Source organism: Stutzerimonas stutzeri (assembly GCF_024448955.1).
In the GTDB taxonomy this organism is placed as follows: domain Bacteria; phylum Pseudomonadota; class Gammaproteobacteria; order Pseudomonadales; family Pseudomonadaceae; genus Stutzerimonas; species Stutzerimonas stutzeri_AQ.
In genome coordinates this window covers 103,135-123,940 of the sequence record NZ_JAMOIH010000013.1, presented here as the reverse complement: position 1 = coordinate 123,940, position 20,806 = coordinate 103,135, and the positions used below count along the sequence as shown (strand labels likewise).

Sequence of the window (20,806 nt, the reverse complement as noted above, 5' to 3'; positions counted from 1 at the left end):
ACTACGTTTTACGAGAACCCTTATGAACTTCAAGCTGACCGCCGTGCCGCTCGCACTGGTCCTGTTCGTCGGCGGTGCCCAGGCGCAGACCCTGGTGGCCACCAGCAACATCCTCGTCAACGCGCTGGATCGCAGCATCAACTTCACCTCGGACGTGACCAGCCGCATCAGCGACATGAAAGTTGTCAGCGAAGCGCGGGACGAAGCGGCCGGCTTCGTCGCAAGCGGCGGCGAGATTCGTGGTGCTCGTCTGGAGGCAGCATTCGGCGGGCTGCGCAGCGCATTCCCCGAAGCTCGGCAAGCCAGCGACCAGGCACTGGCTGAACTCATCCTCGCCCAGTGAAATCACCTAGCGCATGGTCGATTGCCGTTGCGCTCACTGCGCTCGCCAATTTTGCTCAGGCCGACCTTCGCCTGACGCTGGATGACCGCAACCTGCAACCAGCCGAACAGGCGGCTAGCCAGCAGCTACTGACCGAAGCCATGGCCGCACTGCCACCGCGAATGGTCGAACGCCTCGACCGCGACGTCCGCGTTCGCTGGCACGCTGGGCTGACGCACGACGTCTACGGTAGCGCCGGTGGCGATTTGTTGCTGCTCAACCGCCGCTTGCTGCCCGCGCTAAGCGATGGCTCAGCGGTCACGCAGCGCACCAATCGCCCGCATGGCACCGTGCGCCGCGAGCTGCTGGCCACGCTGATTCACGAAATCGCCCATCTCTACGATCGCGCCCGGCTCTGGTCGCCGGATGGCTATCGGCAGTTGGCTTTTTGTAGTCAGCGTGCCGCCAGCCTCGGCTTGGTGGGATTACCGGATGCCTGCCGCGGACAAACCGAGCGCCGTTTCACCCTCAGCGACGACCCGCGCCTGCTCGACCTTGCTGGCTGGCCCCAGCGCGTCGGCCAACGCGGCGAACGGGAAGTCAGCAATGCCCAGGCCGCTCGTAGCCCGGATCTCTATGAGCTGACCAATCCCCTCGAATTCGTCGCGGTGAATCTCGAGTACTTCCTGCTGGACCCCAGCTACGTCTGCCGCCGTCCTTCGCTGCATCGCTATTTCCGCGAACATTTCGGCTGGCAGCCGGCAGAAGCGGATGAATGCGCGAGCGGTTTGCCGATCCTCAACGCCGGTCATGATTTCGCCCGCACACCGTTAGTGGAACTCGATCCGGAACGCGTCTACGAAGTGGACTATCTGTTCGCCGAGGCTAATGACGCCTGGGTCAGCCGCTGGGGACACAGCATGCTGCGCCTGGTGATCTGCGCGCCGGGCCGTCCACCCGGGCCGGATTGCCGGCTGGATCTCGATCACCATCTGGTGCTGTCTTTCCGCGCCTTCGTCGGCGACGTGCAGCTGTCCAGCTGGGATGGCCTGACCGGCGTTTACCCATCGCGCCTGTTCGTCCTGCCGCTGGGTCAGGTGATCGACGAATACACCAAGGTCGAGCTGCGCAGCCTCGCCTCGATCCCGCTGAAGCTGGAACATCGCGAGATCGAAATGCTGGTCGAGCGCAGCGCCGAGATGCACTGGAGCTATGACGGCGACTATTACTTCCTGTCCAATAACTGCGCCGTGGAAACCCTCAAGCTGCTGCGCAGCGGGACGGCCCGTCCCGAATTCGACGCGTTGGACAGCATCCTGCCCAGCGGGCTGCTGGAACTCCTGATCAATCGCGGCCTGGCCGATGCCAGCGTGCTCGACGACCCTCGCGAGGCGCTGCGTCTGGGATATCGCTTCGATTCCTACCGCGATCGGTATCAGGCCATGTTCGCGGTGCTCCGCGAACGACTGGGCCTGCCGCAAAGCAACGTTGAGGAATGGCTCGCGCTAAGCGCCGAGCAACGCCGCCCCTGGATCGACCAGGCCGACCTGCGCGCTAGCGCGGCCCTGTTGCTAGTGGAGCAAGCCGCGCTGCGCCGGCATCTGTTGCTTGCACAGGAAGAGCTGAAGAATCGCTACCTGAGCGGTCGCGAGCGCGGTGACCAGAGCCTGGCCAAAGCCGACGACACCCTGCAGGGAATCCTCGCTAATAGCGGCTACCTGAGTCGCCCCGCCGAGCTGCTCGATGGCCACGGCTACGGGCTACCGCAGGCCAGCGAATGGGCGCGCCTGGAGCAAGAAAGCAGCCAGCGCCAGGCACGGCTGCTGCAGCTTACCGAGACATTGAACGCGGAGGTCCGCATGCTGCTGAGTGAGGAGCGTCGGCTCGAGTTGGAGGACGTGGAGGCCAACCTGACGCAAATCGGCGATCGCCTGCGTGGCTTGCATAGGGCCGGCGGCGGGCTGCAGTTGCCTTAATGCATGCAGCTCGGGTCCGGGAAAGAATTTCGTCCATCGCCCCCTTTCGCTATCCACTTAGGTAATACCGAACAGTACTTAGTTTACGGATGCGAATGCAGCCAATGGCTGGCGCATTCGCATTGCTCCCTATTTGGGAACCAGGCCGACCTTAAAGCCTGCAGCTTCGATACCGGCGATAGCCACCTGCTCATCCTCATCCGAGGAAGCGCCGCTTACACCGACAGCGCCGATCACTTCGTCGTTCGCGTCGAGAATCAGAACCCCGCCCGGCACCGGTATGAAGGAACCATCAGACGCAGCCGCAACCGAGGCGAGAAAGGCCGGACGGAGCTCGTTTCGCTCGCCTATCGCCCGGCTGGAAGCGCCGTTCCCGAGCGCGGCAAACGCCTTACCGCGCGCAACGGGAAGTCTCAACGGCGCGCAGCCATCTTCCCGTTCGGCAGCAATCAGGTTTCCACCTCCGTCCATGACAAACGCTGTCAGCGGATCCATGTCTTGCGCTCGCGCTTGAGTGAATGCTGCGTCTAGAATCTGTCGAGCCTGGGCTCGGGTAATTTTCACGCTGGAACGAAAAACCTTGCCTGCCATTTACTGCCTCCGAGTTTTCGATAAACACTTAATGCAGGATCCGAACGAGCCGGAACGGTGTGATGATTAATGCTTCAGGGATTTTGCCGGACGCCAACTAGCCTGGCTGCCGATCATCTTGCCTCAGATCGAATTCTTAATGCAATTCTGGTATTTTTCTGCTATTAAATTAATTAAGCGCACCGCTGAGCAGCCTGTGCATTAGTTGGCAACTTGAACGTTAAATATTATCTCAAACACGGCGACTATTAATGGTAACGGGACGAACCTAGGCTACCGCTTAATATCATTCCAAACGAACCGCACTCTATTCGCGAGACCTCTATGGAAAAAATTCAACACCGAATCCTTTACCAGGAAGCGGCCGACAGAATCCGGGAATTAATTGAGCATGGAGTACTTACCGCAGGAGAAAAAATCTCTGAAAAACAGCTTTGCGACAAATTCGGAATTTCACGGACGCCACTTCGTGAGGCCCTGAAGGTCCTGACTTCCGAAGGGTTGATAGAAATACTCCCCAACCGTGGGGCACGGGTAAGCCGCCTCAGTTTAAGTGATGTTCAGCACACCTACGACGTAATGGGCGCATTGGAAGGCCTTGCGGGCGAAGCGGCGTGCCGCCGTATAACAGAAGATGAATTATCGGCTATTATCGAACTTCACAGGCAGATGCTTGATTATTTTAATCGCCAAGATTTGCAGGCTTACTTCCAAGCCAACCGACAAATTCATGAACGCATTCTGGCCGCATCAGGTAACGCCGTACTATTAGAAATGTATAACAACCTGAGCCAACGGATTAAACGGTTTCGTTTTACTGCAGAGATGAGTCCTGAGTTTTGGCAGAAGGCAGTGAACGACCATGAACAAATGATTAAAGCCTTGCAGGATCGCGACAGTAAACGACTCGGTGATATTCTTCGGGAACATTTGAATAAAAAGCTTGAAGCCGAAAATCTTTCGGGCGTGGCTTAAACCTGTTGAAAACTCGCTGCGAGCCATGTTGCTGCTGCGATGGAACCGGACAAGACGCTGGGGTAGGTAAAGGTCTTTCCTTTACCCGTCCCGCAGCACCTCAGGCTTTAGTGGCGGTACAGCTCCATCCCGATGCCCTCGATCACCGTGTCAGGCTCAGGCCAGTGCCTGCTCCAGCACCTTGGCCACATGCAATGCCGTCTTCCCTGCCCCGTCATGAATCTGATGCCGGCAGCTGGTGCCGTCTGCCACAACCAGATCATCGGCTTGTGCCTGGCGCACGGCGGGCAACAGCTTCAGTTCAGCCATTTGCATGGACGCTTCGTAGTGTTCGCTTTCATAACCGAAGCTTCCGGCCATTCCGCAACATGAGGTTTCGATGGTTTCGACCTTCAGTTCGGGAATCCAGCGCAGGACTTTTTCTACCGGACGCAACGCGTCAAATGCTTTCTGATGGCAATGGCCGTGAAGCATTGCCCGTGGAGCGTTCAGCGCTTTCAGCTTCAGATCCAGACGCCCGGCATCGTGCTCGCGCACCAGAAACTCCTCAAACAGCAAGGAGGCGCGGGACAACGCCCTGGCTTGCTCGCCGTAACCGTATTGCAGAAACTCGTCGCGCATGGTCAAGAGACAGGATGGCTCCAGGCCAACGATGCTGACGCCGCGCTCAACGAACGGCATCAGATAATCCAGCGTGCGCTTGGCTTCCGTCTTGGCCTTGTCGACCTGGCCGGAGGCCAGATAGGTACGACCACAGCAAAGCGGCCGCTCGCTGGGTGCCTTGTTGAAATGCACACGATATCCGGCCGCGCTCAGTACGCGTCGGGCTGCTTCGGCATTCCCTGGTTCCATGTAGTTATTGAAGGTGTCGACGAACAACAGCACTTCTTTTGTACCTGCGGCGCTGTTCGATGCTGTGGCGCTATCGAGGAAGCTGCGCTGGAAGCTTGGCAATGCCCGCTGGGTAGCCAGTCCCAGGCTTTTCTTGACCCAATTAGCCAATGCCGGTAAGCCCTCGACCGCAGCCATGACACCGGAGAAATATCCCGCGTAAGGCGCATATCGTGGCATTTCGGCGACAAGCCGTTCGCGAAGTGGCATCGGATGCGTCTTCGCCCAGGCCGCGCGGGCTTCGATCTTCATCTTGGCCATGTCTACGCCGGTCGGGCATTCGCGCTTGCAGCCTTTGCACGATACGCAAAGATCGAGCGCGTCCTTCACGTCCTGGCTCGCCAGACCTTCCGCGCCGAGTTGGCCAGACAAGGCCAGACGCAAGGTGTTGGCACGGCCGCGAGTCAGATGTTGCTCGTTTCGCGTAGCGCGAAAGCTCGGGCACATGGTCCCCGCATCGAATTTGCGGCAATGGCCATTGTTATTGCACATCTCCACGGCCTTGATCAGGCCGGATGTCGGATCACCGCCGGTGCCGGGCGCGCTTTGTTCTCCGGTGAGCGGGTCACGCAGCACGTCCCAGCCCGACCAGTCGAGCATGGGCGTCACCGGAATGGCCTGATAATCCTTGGGGAAACGGAACAGGCTTTGATCGTCCATCTTGGGCGTATCGACAATCTTCCCGGGATTGAGCAAATTTTCCGGGTCGAATAATTGCTTTATTTCCTTGAACGCGGCGTTGATCTGCGGCCCGAACTGCCACGCCACCCACTCGCCCCGGCAAATACCGTCGCCATGTTCGCCGGAAAATGCGCCCTTGTATTCCCTGACCAGCGCCGAGGCTTCTTCGGCAATGGCACGCATTTTTGCGCCGCCGTCACGCCGCATGTCCAGGATTGGCCGCACGTGCAGCGTGCCGACACTGGCGTGGGCATACCAGGTGCCTTCAGTGCCATATTTATGGAAAACCTGCGTCAGTTTGTCGGTGTACTCGGCGAGGCCGTCGAGCGGGATGGCGCAGTCTTCGATGAAGGACACCGGTTTGCCGTCGCCCTTCATGCTCATCATGATATTCAGCCCCGCCTTGCGGACATTCCACAATGCTGTCTGTTCGGGGCCATCGACCATGTCCACCACACCGCCCGGCAGGCCCAGGTCGCCCATCAACTCATTCAGGCTGGCGAGTTGCTGGCGCAGCATCTGGATGTCATCGCCGGCGAACTCGACGAGCAGTATTGCCGCGGGCGCACCGATCAGCGCCTTTTCAATGACCGGACGGAACGCCGGGTTCTCTAGTGACAGATCGATCATGGTTCGATCAACCAGCTCGACAGCCGTAGGCTCCAGCTTGACGATGTGCTGGGTCATGTCCATCGCCTGATAGAACGTCGGGAAGTTCACCACTCCCAGTACTTTCTGCTTCGGCAACGGCGCCAGCTTGAGCTTGATGCGTTGAGTCAGCGCCAGGGTCCCTTCGGAGCCAATCAACAGATGCGCCAGGTTGATCTGACCGTTGCGGTCGTAAGGCAGCTGGTTCTGGCAGTTGAAAATGTCCAGGTTATAGCCGCCCACACGACGCAACACTTTGGGAAAGTGCTCACGAATATTGGCATCTTCGCGGCTGGCGATCTGCTGCACCTGCTGAGCAATGTTGCGCACCCTTTCGCTGCCCGACAGCTCATGGATATAGCCGAAATGGCCTTGTGAGCCATCCGCCAGCAACGCATCGATGCCAAGGACGTTATGCACCATGTTGCCGTAGCGGATCGATCGCGATCCGCAGGAATTGTTACCGGCCATACCGCCAATGGTGCATTGGGCGGCAGTTGAGACATCGACCGGGAACCAGAGCCCATGAGGCTTCAGCCACCGATTCAAATCGTCCAGAACCAGCCCGGGCTCAACCACGACGGTCATCTGTTCCTTGTCGAACTCGACGACCTGGTTCAACCATCGGCTGGTATCCAGAACAATGGCCTCGCCCACTGTTTGCCCGCACTGGCTGGTCCCGCCTCCCCGTGCCAGTACCGGAACCTTCGCGTCGCGGGCGATATCCAGCGCGATTTGAAGATCCTGTTGATGGCGTGGGATGACCACGCCAATCGGCATGACCTGGTAAATGGATGCGTCTGTCGAATAGCGCCCACGGGATGCGTTATCGAAAAACACATCGCCAGCCATCTCGCGCTGCAGGCGTGCTGCAAGGTCAGAGACGAGGCCTACGTGCGCCTTGCGCGCTTGTAATTTTTGTTCGATCAACGAAGTCATCGTGAACTCCTGGTTCCCATCAGAGCTGCAACGGCGTCAGTTGGCGGTCCGCAGCGGATTAGCGGCAAAATAATCCAGCGCCGCTAGCACTCCACTTCCCTTCAACTCAACGCCGGATAACTTCATTCCCGCCTCGCAGCCACCGAGAGCTGCGATTAGAGTCAGGTCATTGCAATCACCCAAGTGACCGATACGGAACATCTTTCCCTTGGCCTTGCCGAGCCCCATGCCTAAGGAGAGATCGAAACGCTCGTAAACCAGCCGGCGAATCGCATCGGCATCTACACCTTCTGGCATCACGACGCCGGTCAGGACCGGTGAGTGGACGGCAGGGTCCAGGCATTGCACTTCCAATCCCCAGGCTTCGACAGCGGTGCGCACTCCCGCCCCCCAGCGCTGATGACGGAGAAATACGTTATCCAGGCCTTCCCCGAGGATCATGTCCAGCGCTTCGTTCAAGCCATAAAGCAGATTGGTATTGGGTGTGTACGGCCAGTAGCCAGTTTTGTTGGCCTCGACGATTTCGTCCCAGGCCCAGAAGCTTTTTGGCAATTGGGAGGTACGGCTGGCTTGAAGCGCCTTATCTGACAGCGCGTTAAAGCTGATGCCTGGCGGTAGCATCAGGCCTTTCTGCGACCCGGAAATCGTGACGTCGACACCCCAAGCGTCGTGCTGATAATCGGCACAGGCCAGTCCTGAAATGGTATCCACCATCAAGAGTGCCGGATGCCCCGCCGCATCCATGGCCCGCCGTACCGCGGCGATATCGCTGGTCACGCCAGTGGAGGTCTCGTTGTGAACGACACATACCGCTTTGATGCTGTGCTCGGCATCTTCCTTCAGGCGGCGTTCGATCATGTCCGCCTGCACGCCGGCGCGCCAGCCTTCGTAGCCTGGCAAACCAAGAAACTCAGGTTCAACCCCTAAACGGCGTGCCATCTTCTCCCACAGCGTGGCGAAGTGGCCGGTTTCGAACATCAGCACCTTGTCACCGGGTGACAGCGTATTGGTCAGCGCCGCTTCCCAAGCGCCCGTGCCTGATGCGGGGTAGATGACAACGGGATGCACAGTCTTGAAGATCTTCTGGATCTTACCCAGCACCTCCAGACCCAGCGCGCCAAACTCCGGTCCGCGGTGGTCGATCGTGGGTAGGCTCATGGCCCGCAGGATGCGATCCGGCACAGGAGATGGCCCCGGAATTTGGAGGAAATGGCGGCCAGATAAATGAAAATCGAGCTTCAACATGGAATATCTCCGTAGTCTTTCGCTATTGGTTATTTTTGTATTTTGCGTTTTGAATTCATCGTCGATTAGCAAAAAATCCCGCTTACCTGATGCAACCCTCCCCCCTTAATCGGCCCACTTCCTCCTCGCTGATACCAATGCCGCGAAGGATCTCGTCTGTATGCTGGGCAAAAAGCGGTGCCGGCCGACGAATCTGCAGAGGCGTGCGGGAAAACTTGGCCGGGAAACCAATCGTTTTCATTTTGCCGATCAACGGATGATCGACCTCCTGAACCATGCCGCGGGCGAGAAAATGTTCGTCTTCCATGGCTTGGGCGAAGTTGTTGATCGGGCCTGCCGGGACGCCAGCCACGTCGCAAAGCTCAAGCCAGTGGTTCATGTCCTGTTGGGTCAGGATGTCTTCGATAACGGCTTCGAGCACTTCAACATTGCGCCCGCGGTCACTGTTCGTTGCAAAGCGCGGATCATCGATCAGATCGGGGCGTGCTATGACATCGAGGCAAAAGCGCTCCCAGGTCCGCTGGTTGGCACAACCGAGCATCAAAAAGCCGTCTTGGGTCTTGAATGCCTGATAAGGCGCGGAGACTCGGTGCCGCCACCCTGTTGGCTCCGGCACCCTCCCCTCCGAGAAATAGGCGGCTGCCTCCCAGCTGAACCACGGCAAACCGCATTCGGTGATGGCGATATCGATGTGTTGCCCTTCCCCCGTGTTCATCTTGTGGATGTACGCCGCGAGAATGGAATAGACCGCAGTGATCCCCGCGCCTATGTCGTATACCGCAATACCCGTTTTCACAGGGCGTCGACCCGGCTCGCCAGTCATCGACATGAGGCCGCTCATGCCCTGCGCAACCAGATCGAAACCACCCTTGTTGCTGTACGGGCCGGTCTGTCCATAGCCTGAAATGGAGCAGTAAATGATGCCCGGATTGAGCTTTTTGATGGTCTCGTAATCGATTTGCAGAGACTGAGTCACGCCGGGGCGATAGTTCTCCACGATTACATCGGCCTCACTGGCCAGTCGGTAAAACACGTCCTTGGCGCGCTGATCCTTCAAGTTCAGCGAAATGCTCTTCTTGTTCCGGTTGATCTGGGAGAAACAGGTGGATTCGTCATTAACGTACGGGCCCATTTGCCGGCTGTCATCGCCGCCGTTGGCCTTCTCGACCTTGATGACTTCTGCGCCCATGTCTCCCAAAACCATGGTGCAGTAAGGCCCGGCCATGATCTGGGATACATCGAGTATTTTTATATTGTTCAACGGGAGCATGGAATTCCTCACTGCCGGAAATTGATCGGAAGGCTATCGCCCGGTCCATTCAAAGGATGTCTTGTGAACGAACTTGCCGACCGCTGCCTTGAAATCTTGGCTGCCGTAACAGGCCCGCACCCAGTCGTCACTGGCATCCGCGGCCGCACGTCGATGTGCAAGCACGCGATTGATGACCTCTTTCGATGCTTGCACCGTCAGCGGAGCTCGACTGGCGAACGCCTGCGCTCGGTTGCCGACTTCCTGCCTGATAGCGTCTGCGTCGAAGATTTCGCTAACCAAACCGATCAAGGCTGCTTCGGGTGCCTCGATGAACTTCGCGGCCATGAGCACTTCCTTGGTGCGCGCGACGCCTATCAAGTCCATCAAGCGTGAAACATTAGTCACGGACAGGCAGTTGCCCAGCGTCCTGGCGATAGGAACACCGAACTTCAATGACGGCGTGCAGTAGCGAAAATCACACGCCAAGGCAATGGCCGCGCCGCCACCGACACAGAACCCTTCGAGCAAGGCAATGGTAGGTTTGCGCATGGTTTCCAGGCCGGCGATGGCACTATCGATACGGCGCTCATATGCAACACCCTGCTCGCCATCGAAACCGGTGAACTGCTTGATATCCGTACCTGCGACAAAGGCATCGCCCCCGCAGCCATGGAATATCACCGCATTCACCGCCGGGTCGGCATCTACTTGTTGGCATATATCTGCCAGCGATTCGTACATATGCCAGGTCATGGCATTGCGGCTTTCGGGTCGATTGAATCCGACCCAAGCCACGCCCTGCTTGATATGGCATTCAACGGTGCCCTGGTTCTGATCACTCATCACACTCATTCCTTCGATTTGTTGCCGCCAGTTAGTGGCAGCAGAAGGCTTGAACATCAGCGTCTATCAACTGCCATACACAAAGTTGACCAGTGACATCGCAACGGCCGGGATGTAAGTGTTCATGATCAGGATTGCGAAGAGCACGCCGAGGAACCATAGGTTGGTTCGGCTGGTTGCCCAAATATCCGACTTGGCTATTGAGCAGGAAGCGATCAGAACGCTGGCTACCGGCGGTGTTTGTTGCCCGATTGCCAAATTAAGCGTGACGATCAAACCGAAGTGAATGGGGTCGATGCCAACCGCAAGAATCAGCGGCAATACAATCGGCACAACCAGAATTATCGCAGCGGCAGAGTGCAGAAAGACCCCAAGTATCAGGAAGATCACGTTCAACAAAGCCAGGATTACATACTTGTTGCTAGTCCATTCGCTGATCGAGGTGGCCAACTGCTGTGGAAGCTGCGTCTCGGTCAAATAGAGGCCAACTACGGCCGAACTTGCAACAAGGAGCATGACCACTGCAGTTTGTATACCTGCATCAAGGCATGCCTTGTAGAAAGTTTTGAAGGTGAACTCCCGGTATACGAAAGCACTGATGAAAATGGCAACAACGACCGCCAGTGCGGCACCCTCTGTCGCGGTTACAATGCCACCGAAAATCCCTCCAAGAATAATTACCGGAATCGACAAGGCCCAGATGGAGCCTTTGAATGCTTCCCAGAGTTTTCCTGCCCGGAACTTTCCTTCCGATGGAAAGTTGTTCTTTTTAGCCAAGTAGTAGCACATGGCGGCTAAACCCAAGGCCCCGAGAATCCCTGGAAAAATGCCGGCAACAAACATCTTGACCACTGACTCCCCAGACATAACCGCATAAAGAATCATGGGGATCGAAGGTGGCAGGATGATCGCCAGACTGGCGGCAGAGGATGAAAGAGCCGCCGAATACTCTTTGGAGTACCCTTTTTTCTTCATCGCCGGAATCATGATGCTACCAATGGCCGAAACGCCTGCTACCGCAGAGCCGGAAATTTCCGCGAAAAAGATAGAAGCGCCAATGGTCACCATCGACAGCCCACCTTTTATGAACCCCAGCATCGCTGATGCGAGATCAATGAGGCGCCGTGAAATACTTGAAGCATTCATGATGGCACCGGCCAGGATGAACAACGGAATCGCAATCAGCGGGAAGCTGGTCGCCCCGTCGAACATCACCATGCCTATGTTGGGAAGTGCCGAGACACCATAAGTGGCGAAAGTCGCAGCCGCGCCAATGAGGCCGAGTGCTATGGCGACAGGCACATTGATTAGAATGAGCAGAACAAGGCCAAGGAACATGTAAAGAATGGTCATTTATTATTCTCCTGAGCGCGCAGTTCTGCGGCTCGATGGGATCGTTCGGAACTCAGCTTTTCGCGAGCTCAACCTCTAGCTCTTCCAGTTCATGGTCGACGAACCCAGCGCCTTTGGCGCTCGCAATGACTTCGGGCATCCGCAATAACTCGGCAACGATGAACATGACCGCTCCGATCGGAATGACAGATTGCGTAACCTGCAGCGAAACATTGGTCAGGCTGACCAGCGTTGAGCCTTCGAGAATGGTCACTACCTGCATGCCGGTATATGCGAGCAGTACGAAGAAACCGATCGTGATCGCCTCTGCGATAAGTGCAATCGGCAGCCGTACCTTTGGGGAGAAGTAATTAATGACACTTGGGCAGCCTATGTGGGCGCCCTTTGCCGCAGCCAGTGCGGCTCCGTAGTAGGTCAGCCAGGCCAATCCTACGGATGCGACTTCGTCGTACCAGCTAAAGGGCGAACCGACCAGGCGTGAAACAAATCCGATTGTAACAACCGCTGCCAGCGCGATGATGTTGATTACAACGATGACTTCAAGAAGCTTGAAGTAACCTTTTTTAAATGAGCTCATCAGTTCCTCCTGATAAATCGACCCTCAATTGTTCCGTGCATGACTTGCGGGATGAGCAAGTCATGCACAACGGAGATATCACCTATCAGTCGCGGAGCTGCCTTACTTTTTCCAGCATTTCTTTGCCGCCATCAACTTCCTCGGAAAACTTCGCATAAATTGCATCCGAGCCGTCAATGAACGCTTGCTGGTCAACCTCGTTGATCTCCATGCCAGCCTCTTTCATCTTTTCGACAAGGCTGTTATCAAGCTCCTCGCCTTGTTTTAGAGCAAAGTCTTCAACTTCCATCGCTGCATCCGACAGCACTGTTCTCACCTCTTCCGGCAAACGCTTCCAGCTGGCGCCTGCCACCACAAACGCCGGGGTGTAGACATGGTTGGACAAGGAAAGAAAACGTTGAACCTCATGGAAACGCTGCGAGTAAATCTGGACGAGCGGGTTTTCCTGGCCATCCATCGCGCCGGTCTGCAATGCAACGAAGGCTTCGGAGAGCGCCATGGGCGCGGGGTTAGCGCCGTAGCCCTTGAACATTTCAACGCGCCAGATCCCGTTCGGCGTCCTTAGCTTTAGCCCTTCGAGATCTTTGGGTACTACGATCGGACGGCTGTTATTGGTGATCTGCCGGCTGCCGTTCTCCCACACGGCAATGATATTCAGGTTTCTTTTTTCCGCCGCTTTGTACATGACATCGCGCACTACTTCGTCGCGAACCTTCTTCATGTGTTCCCGATCCTTGATCAGGTACGGCATTTCGAACAGCGAGAACTCGGGGCTGACGCTGCTCATGACCGTGGAGGGCAACGCCAGATCAAGCGTGCCTAACTTGAGCTTGTTTAGCATTTGCGAATCACTACCGAGCTGACTGGAGCCGTAAGGCACAACCTCATACCCATCCAGTTTTTCATTAGCGATCCGAGCGAATTCGTTAGCTGTTATCTCAAATAGGGAGCCTGGCCCGCCCACATGACCAAATTTGATTTGGGTATCAGCAGCCTGTGCTACCGAAACGCCGAGGGCCAGTACTGATGCAAGAAGCGCTTTCTTTGAGCCTTTCATATGGATCTCCACTGATTGTTATTTTTGTTGGTACCCAACGCCGCAAAGCCCAATTTCTTTCCCGTTCGGTCAGTTCGTCGCTGTTCTTTGCAGCAATAGAACGGGAAGAGTGACGAGTAGAACTCACGCATTTGCCGGGCCGCGCAGCTGACTGATCAAAATGAATTCATAATTCACTTTGGACGTTAGTCTAAGATTCGCAGCCTAGCAAATGGCTTTTCCATAAATTTCATTTTGCTTTTTCAGCACCTAATCAGGCGCTGCGATGGCTAGCGATTAGCGGTTCGCGCAGGGATATCTGCAGCCAACACAGGTGTTCGCCGCTAAGAAGGGACGTTGAAATGCGGTTCGTCGGGTCTGTCAAAGCACAGCCGGACGAGCGCGAAGACTCGTCTGGGCCGGAGTTTTGTCCAGGCGAAAAAAAACCTCGAACTTCGTTGGGGGAGGGGGAAGTTCGAGGTTCCAAATCCGGACCGCTAGGGCGAGGTCCAGATGATCTGCCAACACTTAACACAACAAGGAGCATCGAAGGGTTTTGACACCCTCCGAAGCCTATGACTCGCCTTTTGCGTCAAAAGTTCAATGAGTCATGAAAATAATTTCGTTTCGCTTCGACTACGCTCGCCTCAATGCGCCTCGTCCCAGTTGTCGCCCACGCCCGCTTCCACCAACAGCGGCACGTCCAGCTCGGCGGCCTGGCTCATTAGCGGGCAAATGGCCGCACGTACCTGCTCGACCAAATCATCACGGACTTCCAGCACCAGTTCGTCGTGCACCTGCAGGATCACCCGGGCATCCAGCCCACTGTCCTGCAGCCAGTTGTCCACGGCGATCATGGCGCGCTTGATGATGTCCGCCGCGGTGCCCTGCATCGGCGCGTTAATGGCGGTGCGTTCGGCGCCCTTGCGCATGGCGCCGTTCTTCGAGTTGATCTCGGGCAGATACAGCCGGCGACCGAACAGGGTTTCCACATAGCCCTGCTCGGCGGCCTGAGTACGGGTGCGTTCCATATACGCCAGCACGCCGGGGTAACGGGCGAAGTAGCGGTCGATATAGGCCTGCGCTTCGCCGCGCGCGACATCGATCTGCTTGGCCAGGCCGAAAGCGCTCATGCCGTAGATCAGGCCGAAGTTGATCGCCTTGGCGCTGCGGCGCTGGTCGTTGCTCACCTCATCCAGCGGTACGCCGAAGACCTCGGCGGCGGTGGCGCGGTGCACGTCCAGGTCGTTCTGGAAAGCGTGCAGCAGGCCGGCGTCCTGAGCCAGGTGGGCCATGATGCGCAGCTCGATCTGTGAATAATCCGCCGCCAGCAACTTGTAGCCCGGCGCAGCCACGAAGGCCTGGCGGATGCGGCGGCCCTCGGCGGTGCGGATCGGAATGTTCTGCAGGTTCGGGTCACTGGAGGACAAGCGCCCGGTCGCTGTAACCGCCTGGTGATAGCTGGTGTGGATGCGTCCGGTGCGCGGGTTGATCTGTTGCGGCAGCTTGTCAGTGTAGGTGCCCTTGAGCTTACTCAGGGAGCGGTGCTGCATGATCACCTGGGGCAGCGGATAGTCGCGCTCGGCCAGTTCGGCGAGCACGCTTTCGGCCGTCGAGGGCTGGCCGCCGGCGGTTTTCGACAGCACCGGGCAGCCGAGCTTTTCATAAAGGATGGCGCACAGCTGCTTGGGCGAACCGAGGTTGAATTCTTCGCCAGCGATGTCATAGGCCTCGCGTTCCAGGGCGACCAGCTTTTCGCCCAGCTCGACGCTCTGCAGGCCGAGCAGGTTGGCGTCGACCAACGCGCCGTTGCGCTCGATGCGCGCCAGCACCGGCACCAGTGGCATTTCGATCTCGCTCAGCACTTTGAGCAGCGACGGCGTGGCTTCGAGCTTGCTCATCAATGTCTGGTGCAGCCGCAGCGTGACGTCGGCGTCTTCGGCCGCGTAGGGCCCGGCCTGCTCGATGGCGATCTGATCAAACGTCAGCTGCTTGGCGCCCTTGCCGGCGATGTCCTCGAAACGGATGGTGCCGCGACCGAGATATTTCAACGCCAGGCTGTCCATATCGTGGCGCGTGGCGGTGGCGTCAAGCACGTAGGATTCGAGCATGGTGTCGCAGGTCATGCCGCGCATTTCTATGCCGTAGCGCATCAGCACGTTCATGTCGTATTTGCCGTGCTGGCAAATTTTGCGTTTGGCCGGATCTTCAAGCAGCGGCTTGAGTGCGGCGAGCACCGCGTCTCGATCCAGTTGCTGCGGTACGCCCATATAGGAATGGCACAGCGGCACGTAGGCGGCCTTGCCGGTTTCGATCGCGAAGGAAACGCCCACCAGCTGCGCCTTCTGGGCGTCGATGCTGGTGGTCTCGGTGTCGAAGGCGAAGCAGTCGGCGGTCTGTAGGCGTGCCAGCCAGGCGTCGAATTCGGCCTGCTCGAGAAGGGTGTCGTACTCGGCCTCGGCCTGGATCGAGCAATCCTCGGGCGTGACTTCGCAGTTCGCCGCCTTGGCCTCGCGCAGCAGCTCGTCCAGCCATTGCTTGAATTCCAGCTCGCGGTAGAGCGCGATCAGCGCTTCGCGATGCGGCTCGCCGGGCATCAGGTCACCCACTTGGACATCCAGCGGTACGTCGATCTTGATGGTCGCTAGCTCGTAGGACATGAACGCCGCGTCGCGGTGCTCCTCGAGTTTGACAGCCAGCGACTTGGCGCCGCGGATCGGCAGGTCGCAGACCTTGTCGAGGTTCTGGTAGAGTCCCTTGAGGCCGCCGGGAATGCCGTTGAGCAGGCCGCAGGCGGTCTTCTCGCCGACACCCGGCACGCCGGGAATGTTGTCGACCTTGTCGCCCATCAGCGCGAGGAAATCGATGATCAGCTCAGGGCCGACGCCGAACTTGGTCCTGACGCCCTCGATGTCGTAGACGCTGCCGGTCATGGTATTGACCAGCGTCACGTGCGGGCAGACCAGCTGCGCCATGTCCTTGTCACCGGTGGAAATGATCACGTCGCGACCCAGCGCCGCGCACTGGCGCGCCAGGGTGCCGATCACGTCGTCGGCCTCGACTCCGTCCACGCACAACAGCGGCATGCCGAGGGCGCGAACGCTGGCGTGCAGCGGCTCGACCTGGCCACGCAGATCGTCCGGCATCGGTGGGCGATGGGATTTGTATTCAGCGAACAGCGTGTCGCGGAAGGTCGGTCCCTTGGCATCGAAAACCACCGCGAAGGGGCTGTCCGGATACTGTCGGCGCAGCGACAGCAGCATGTTCAACACGCCCTTCACCGCGCCGGTCGGCTTGCCGGTGGAGGTGGTCAGCGGCGGCAGGGCGTGGAAAGCACGATAGAGGTAGGACGAACCGTCCACCAGAACCAGGGGCGTTTGACTCATGAGCGGGATCAACCTTTTCGGCGGGTCCGGGGCTAGAATGCAGGGACCACTTGACGACAAAGGGCAAGGTTATCATGCGTACGCTCAAACCTCTGATGCTGGCCAGCCTCCTGGTGCTCGTGCCGCTGACCGGCTTTGCCCAGGAGTCGGTCGAGGGCGAGCCCGACGTGACCATTCGCCAGGAAGGCGAGCGGACCATCGAGGAGTACCGGGTAAACGGCTTCCTCTATGCTGTGAAGATCACCCCCAAGTCCGGCAAACCCTACTTTCTGGTGCGCGCCGATGGCGACAGCAACTTCATCCGGGCCGACCGCCCGGACATGCTGATCCCAGCCTGGGAAATCTTCAGCTGGTAACGCGGCGACGTCGATAACGGAAGGCCATTCATGTCGGTATTCACCCCGCTGCAACACGAAGAACTGGAAGTCTTTCTGGCGCCCTATCAACTGGGGCGCCTGCACGATTTCCAAGGCATCGCCGCTGGCAGCGAGAACAGTAATTTCTTCGTCAGCCTGGAGCAGGGCCAGTACGTCCTGACGCTGGTTGAGCGTGGACCGACCCAGGATCTGCCGTTCTTCATCGAGCTGCTCGAAGTGCTGCACCGGGCGGGCCTGCCGGTGCCCTACGCGCTACGCACCCGCAATGGCGAAGCCCTGCGCAACCTGGCGGACAAGCCGGCGCTGCTGCAACCGCGCTTGCCGGGCCGGCACGTGGCGGCGCCCAATGCCCATCACTGCACCGAAGTGGGCCGGCTGCTGGCGCGCCTGCATCTGGCGACGCGCGAGCAGATCATTGAGCGACGTAGCGACCGCGGCCTGGACTGGATGCAGGAAGAAGGCCCCAGCATCGCCATGGGCTTGCCGGAGGACCAGCTACCGCTACTGCGTGAAAGCCTGACGGAAATCGCCGAGCTGAAACCGAAGATCCTCGCCCTGCCCCGCGCCAACCTGCACGCTGACCTCTTCCGCGACAATGTGCTCTTCGAGGGCAGCCACCTGACCGGCGTAATCGACTTTTACAACGCCTGTTCCGGGCCAATGCTCTACGACATCGCCATCACGGTTAACGATTGGTGCAGTCACCCCAACGGCGAACTCGACGAGGAGCGCAGCCAGGCGCTGCTCGCGGCCTATTCCAGCCTGCGCCGCTTCACCCCGGCCGAGGCTGAGCTGTGGCAGCCGATGCTGCGCGTGGCCGGCGTGCGTTTCTGGCTGTCGCGCCTGATAGCAGCGCAGAACTTCGCCGGGCAACCGGTGCTGATCAAGGACCCCGAAGAATTCCGCCGCCTGCTCGCAGCCCGCCGGCAATGCCATAGCGCATTGCCGTTTGCGCTCTAATAGCCCGGCCAAGAGGCTGATCACGGCAGAAGACTGCGAACGCTAGGAATCTCCGGGCCCACACGCATCGAAGATCTGGCCGAACTGAAGCGGCCATGTACCGAAGCCCGGGCGGATCTCCGAGCTTTGGATACCTGGCTGGCGCATCTTCCCAGTGAACCCAGCGCCGTAACGGGTCCTTCTACTGTTGACGACGACCAGCTCCCAAAAACAGCGGCGCACCGCTGAGCCTACTTGCCACGCGCCCTGTTTTTCCCCAAAGTCCGGCTCCGATTGATCTCGCCCGACGGCTTGCACATCATTCGCGTACATCATGCCCCACATCGAAAGGAATCGATGATGCTCTCCATCTATCAGCTCAAGCCACGCTTCCAGGATCTGTTGCGCCCATTGGTGCAGCGCCTCCACGCGCTCGGCATTACCGCCAACCAGGTCACCATCGCCGCCCTCGTGCTGTCGCTACTGGTCGCTGGCGTCGTCGCGCTGTGGGTCGAGCAGACCTGGCTTTTTGCATTGATCCCCATCTGGATGCTGTTGCGCATGGCGCTCAATGCCATAGATGGCATGCTGGCGCGCGAATTTCGCCAGCAGTCCAGGCTGGGTGCCTATCTCAACGAGCTCTGCGATGTCGTAGCGGATAGCGCCCTCTATCTTCCTTTCGCCCTGATCGCTGGCGTTTGGCCGCAGGCGGTCATCGCTGTGGTACTGCTGGCGATGATCAGTGAATACGCTGGCGTCCTAGGATTGATGGTCGGCTCCTCCCGTCGCTACGACGGCCCCATGGGCAAGAGCGACCGCGCCTTTGCCTTCGGCGTACTGGCCGCTGGCGTGGCCTGCGGCTGGTTGCCGGCAAGCTGGATCAACGCAGCGTTGCTGCTGATCGCCGCCCTTGCGCTGTACACGCTGATCAACCGTGTACGCCAAGGATTGAACGAAACAGCCGCCTGATTTCACGCAAGTTGCTCACTGCGCTCAGCTCTGCGCCCCGTCAATCGCCGATACCCCAGAGGAACCACTGATGCTCGGCTACCTGTCCGCTTTCCTTCTCACCTCTGCGGCGCGCCTGCTCACCGGCGCGCGCAGCCTCTGGCTGGGTTGTGCGCCGACCCGCACACAGCGTATCTATTTCGCCAACCACACCAGCCACGGCGACTTCGTGCTGCTCTGGGCCTCCCTGCCGCCCGACCTGCGCAAACGAACCCGACCGGTAGCCGGTGCGGATTACTGGCAGAGGGGACAGATGCGCCGCTTCATCATCAATCGCGTGTTTCACGGCGTGCTGGTCGACCGTGAGCGGCGCGACCCGTCGGTCGATCCGTTGCAGCCGATGCTCGATGCACTGGATGAAGGGCATTCGTTGATCCTGTTTCCGGAGGGCACGCGCAATCTCGAAGAGGGTCTGCTGCCGTTCAAGGGCGGGCTCTACCGTCTCGGCCAGGCGCGACCCGCCGTGGAGCTGGTACCGGTATGGATCGCCAACCTCAACCGCGTGATGCCAAAGGGCCGCTCGCTGCCCTTGCCGCTGCTGTGCACGATCAGTTTCGGCGCGCCGCTAAGCATCAATGAGAACGAAGACAAGGATGCGTTCCTGACTCGCGCCCGCCAGGCGCTGCTGGAACTGGCGCCGGAGGAAGCCTGACATGGATAACAACACACTCATGCTGTTCGCCGGAATCGGCGCCCTGCTCGCCCTGGCCTCGCTGATCGGCTTCGTACTCAAACGCCGCAGCGGCGCTGCCGAGAACCCGGTGATCGACAACCTCAACGCGCGCATCAACGCCTGGTGGGTGATGGTCGCGGTGATCGGCGTCGCCTTCTGGCTTGGCCATACGGCCGTGGTGATCCTCTTCTACCTGGTTTCCTTCTTCGCCTTGCGGGAATTCATGACCCTGGCACCGACCCGGCGCAGCGATTATCCAGCGTTGGTCGCTGCGTTCTATTTCGTGCTGCCGGTGCAATATCTGCTGGTCGGCATCGGCTGGTACGGCCTGTTCGCGATCTTCATTCCGGTGTACATCTTCCTGCTGTTGCCGATCCTCGCCTCGCTGGGCGGCGACACCACGCGCTATCTCGAGCGCGCCGCGAAGGTGCAATGGGGCCTGATGATCGCAGTGTTCTGCGTGTCTCATGTGCCGGCGCTGCTAACGCTGGAGATCGCCGGTTTCGAAGGCCGCAACCTGCTGCTGATCGCTTGGCTGGTGATGGTAGTGCAGCTCTCCGATGTGCTGCAGTACGTCTGCGGCAAGCTGGCCGGCAAGCGCAAGATCGCGCCCAACCTGTCGCCATCGAAAACCGTCGAAGGCTTCGTCGGCGGCATCGCGCTGGCGACGCTGATCGGCGCGGCGCTGTTCTGGATCACGCCTTTCACCTTCTGGCAGGCGGCGCTGATCGCACTGATGCTGAACCTGCTGGGATTCTTCGGCGGGCTGGTGATGTCGGCGATCAAGCGCGACCGTGGCGTGAAGGACTGGGGGCACATGATCGAAGGGCACGGCGGCATGCTCGACCGCCTCGATTCGGTATGCTTCGCCGCACCGATCTTTTTCCACACGGTGCGTTATTGGTGGGCGTAAGCGCAGCTCCCCTGCTGCCGTGAACGAAATGGACTAAGGCGGCGTAGCCCAACTGCGCCGACAACTGTCGAACCGGGCGGTGGCGAGACGCGCCGCAACCCAACCCAACCCAACCCAACCCAACCCAACCGATGGATGATCGTGCGGAACCTTTCTTGTGTCCTGGGCGTCAAGTAAACCC

At 58.9% G+C, this 20,806-nt stretch carries 17 protein-coding genes; 8 read left to right on the top strand and 9 right to left on the bottom strand.

Features of this window, described 5'->3' with window-relative positions; genetic code table 11:
* Positions 1-22 precede the first annotated feature (22 nt).
* Together NA645_RS14920 and NA645_RS14915 are read left to right on the top strand one after the other, a co-directional pair.
* Complete coding sequence (locus NA645_RS14920; RefSeq protein ID WP_256049551.1) at positions 23-343, top strand: DUF2388 domain-containing protein; 321 nt, start codon at positions 23-25, stop codon at positions 341-343.
* Positions 340-2,298, top strand: coding sequence for a DUF4105 domain-containing protein (locus tag NA645_RS14915; protein ID WP_256049550.1), 1,959 nt, complete (start codon positions 340-342; stop codon positions 2,296-2,298). The genes NA645_RS14920 and NA645_RS14915 overlap by 4 nt, the downstream gene beginning before the upstream one ends.
* A 129-nt stretch (positions 2,299-2,427) precedes the next feature.
* Here the strand turns inward: NA645_RS14915 and NA645_RS14910 are convergent, their stop codons facing one another.
* Positions 2,428-2,889, bottom strand: coding sequence for a GlcG/HbpS family heme-binding protein (locus tag NA645_RS14910; RefSeq protein WP_256049549.1), 462 nt, complete (start codon positions 2,887-2,889; stop codon positions 2,428-2,430).
* Positions 2,890-3,213: 324 nt separating this feature from the next.
* Between NA645_RS14910 and NA645_RS14905 the strand changes: the two genes are divergently transcribed.
* Complete coding sequence (locus NA645_RS14905) at positions 3,214-3,864, top strand: GntR family transcriptional regulator (protein WP_256049548.1); 651 nt, start codon at positions 3,214-3,216, stop codon at positions 3,862-3,864.
* Positions 3,865-4,020: 156 nt separating this feature from the next.
* Here the strand turns inward: NA645_RS14905 and NA645_RS14900 are convergent, their stop codons facing one another.
* From NA645_RS14900 to polA, 8 genes are all read right to left on the bottom strand, one after another.
* On the bottom strand, positions 4,021-7,023 hold the full coding sequence (locus tag NA645_RS14900; RefSeq protein ID WP_256049547.1) for an FAD-binding and (Fe-S)-binding domain-containing protein: 3,003 nt from the start codon (positions 7,021-7,023) through the stop codon (positions 4,021-4,023).
* A gap of 36 nt (positions 7,024-7,059) precedes the next feature.
* On the bottom strand, positions 7,060-8,340 hold the full coding sequence (locus NA645_RS14895) for a pyridoxal-phosphate-dependent aminotransferase family protein (protein WP_256049546.1): 1,281 nt from the start codon (positions 8,338-8,340) through the stop codon (positions 7,060-7,062).
* A gap of 10 nt (positions 8,341-8,350) precedes the next feature.
* Entirely contained in the window at positions 8,351-9,538 is a 1,188-nt protein-coding gene (locus NA645_RS14890) for a CaiB/BaiF CoA transferase family protein (RefSeq protein ID WP_256049545.1), read from the bottom strand.
* A gap of 33 nt (positions 9,539-9,571) precedes the next feature.
* Positions 9,572-10,363 carry an enoyl-CoA hydratase/isomerase family protein gene (locus tag NA645_RS14885; protein ID WP_256049544.1) on the bottom strand — a complete coding sequence of 264 codons (792 nt, stop codon included), beginning with the start codon at positions 10,361-10,363 and terminating at the stop codon, positions 9,572-9,574.
* 66 nt (positions 10,364-10,429) lie between these two features.
* Positions 10,430-11,716 (bottom strand): TRAP transporter large permease, encoded by a 1,287-nt coding sequence (locus NA645_RS14880; protein WP_256049543.1) that lies wholly within the window; start codon positions 11,714-11,716, stop codon positions 10,430-10,432.
* A 52-nt stretch (positions 11,717-11,768) separates the two neighbouring features.
* The gene (locus tag NA645_RS14875; RefSeq protein WP_256049542.1) at positions 11,769-12,293 is read right to left on the bottom strand and encodes a TRAP transporter small permease; all 525 of its coding nucleotides are present in this window, start codon (positions 12,291-12,293) and stop codon (positions 11,769-11,771) included.
* Positions 12,294-12,378: 85 nt separating this feature from the next.
* Positions 12,379-13,350 (bottom strand): TRAP transporter substrate-binding protein, encoded by a 972-nt coding sequence (locus NA645_RS14870; RefSeq protein ID WP_256049541.1) that lies wholly within the window; start codon positions 13,348-13,350, stop codon positions 12,379-12,381.
* Positions 13,351-13,976: 626 nt separating this feature from the next.
* Positions 13,977-16,715, bottom strand: coding sequence for a DNA polymerase I (gene polA / locus NA645_RS14865; protein ID WP_256049540.1), 2,739 nt, complete (start codon positions 16,713-16,715; stop codon positions 13,977-13,979).
* Positions 16,716-16,789: 74 nt separating this feature from the next.
* Between polA and NA645_RS14860 the strand changes: the two genes are divergently transcribed.
* From NA645_RS14860 to NA645_RS14840, 5 genes are all read left to right on the top strand, one after another.
* On the top strand, positions 16,790-17,071 hold the full coding sequence (locus NA645_RS14860) for a DUF2782 domain-containing protein (protein ID WP_256049539.1): 282 nt from the start codon (positions 16,790-16,792) through the stop codon (positions 17,069-17,071).
* A gap of 30 nt (positions 17,072-17,101) precedes the next feature.
* Positions 17,102-18,052 (top strand): homoserine kinase, encoded by a 951-nt coding sequence (locus tag NA645_RS14855; protein ID WP_256049538.1) that lies wholly within the window; start codon positions 17,102-17,104, stop codon positions 18,050-18,052.
* 339 nt (positions 18,053-18,391) lie between these two features.
* Entirely contained in the window at positions 18,392-19,000 is a 609-nt protein-coding gene (locus tag NA645_RS14850) for a CDP-alcohol phosphatidyltransferase family protein (RefSeq protein ID WP_256049537.1), read from the top strand.
* 70 nt (positions 19,001-19,070) lie between these two features.
* Positions 19,071-19,691 (top strand): lysophospholipid acyltransferase family protein, encoded by a 621-nt coding sequence (locus tag NA645_RS14845; protein WP_256049536.1) that lies wholly within the window; start codon positions 19,071-19,073, stop codon positions 19,689-19,691.
* A 1-nt stretch (position 19,692) separates the two neighbouring features.
* A complete protein-coding gene (locus NA645_RS14840) occupies positions 19,693-20,625 on the top strand; it encodes a phosphatidate cytidylyltransferase (RefSeq protein ID WP_256049535.1) in 933 nt (310 codons plus the stop codon).
* The last annotated feature ends 181 nt before the right edge of the window (positions 20,626-20,806 follow it).

Excerpts from the sequence above, each read along its gene's own strand:
- NA645_RS14900 (WP_256049547.1), bottom strand. The coding sequence starts at position 7,023 with ATGACTTCGTTGATCGAACAAAAATTACAAGCGCGCAAGGCGCACGTA.
- NA645_RS14845 (WP_256049536.1), top strand. The coding sequence starts at position 19,071 with ATGCTCGGCTACCTGTCCGCTTTCCTTCTCACCTCTGCGGCGCGCCTG.
- NA645_RS14850 (WP_256049537.1), top strand. The coding sequence starts at position 18,392 with ATGCTCTCCATCTATCAGCTCAAGCCACGCTTCCAGGATCTGTTGCGC.
- NA645_RS14840 (WP_256049535.1), top strand. The coding sequence starts at position 19,693 with ATGGATAACAACACACTCATGCTGTTCGCCGGAATCGGCGCCCTGCTC.
- NA645_RS14870 (WP_256049541.1), bottom strand. The coding sequence starts at position 13,350 with ATGAAAGGCTCAAAGAAAGCGCTTCTTGCATCAGTACTGGCCCTCGGC.
- NA645_RS14875 (WP_256049542.1), bottom strand. The coding sequence starts at position 12,293 with ATGAGCTCATTTAAAAAAGGTTACTTCAAGCTTCTTGAAGTCATCGTT.
- polA (WP_256049540.1), bottom strand. The coding sequence starts at position 16,715 with ATGAGTCAAACGCCCCTGGTTCTGGTGGACGGTTCGTCCTACCTCTAT.
- NA645_RS14880 (WP_256049543.1), bottom strand. The coding sequence starts at position 11,716 with ATGACCATTCTTTACATGTTCCTTGGCCTTGTTCTGCTCATTCTAATC.
- NA645_RS14860 (WP_256049539.1), top strand. The coding sequence starts at position 16,790 with ATGCGTACGCTCAAACCTCTGATGCTGGCCAGCCTCCTGGTGCTCGTG.
- NA645_RS14910 (WP_256049549.1), bottom strand. The coding sequence starts at position 2,889 with ATGGCAGGCAAGGTTTTTCGTTCCAGCGTGAAAATTACCCGAGCCCAG.
- NA645_RS14920 (WP_256049551.1), top strand. The coding sequence starts at position 23 with ATGAACTTCAAGCTGACCGCCGTGCCGCTCGCACTGGTCCTGTTCGTC.
- NA645_RS14885 (WP_256049544.1), bottom strand. The coding sequence starts at position 10,363 with ATGAGTGATCAGAACCAGGGCACCGTTGAATGCCATATCAAGCAGGGC.
- NA645_RS14855 (WP_256049538.1), top strand. The coding sequence starts at position 17,102 with ATGTCGGTATTCACCCCGCTGCAACACGAAGAACTGGAAGTCTTTCTG.
- NA645_RS14905 (WP_256049548.1), top strand. The coding sequence starts at position 3,214 with ATGGAAAAAATTCAACACCGAATCCTTTACCAGGAAGCGGCCGACAGA.
- NA645_RS14890 (WP_256049545.1), bottom strand. The coding sequence starts at position 9,538 with ATGCTCCCGTTGAACAATATAAAAATACTCGATGTATCCCAGATCATG.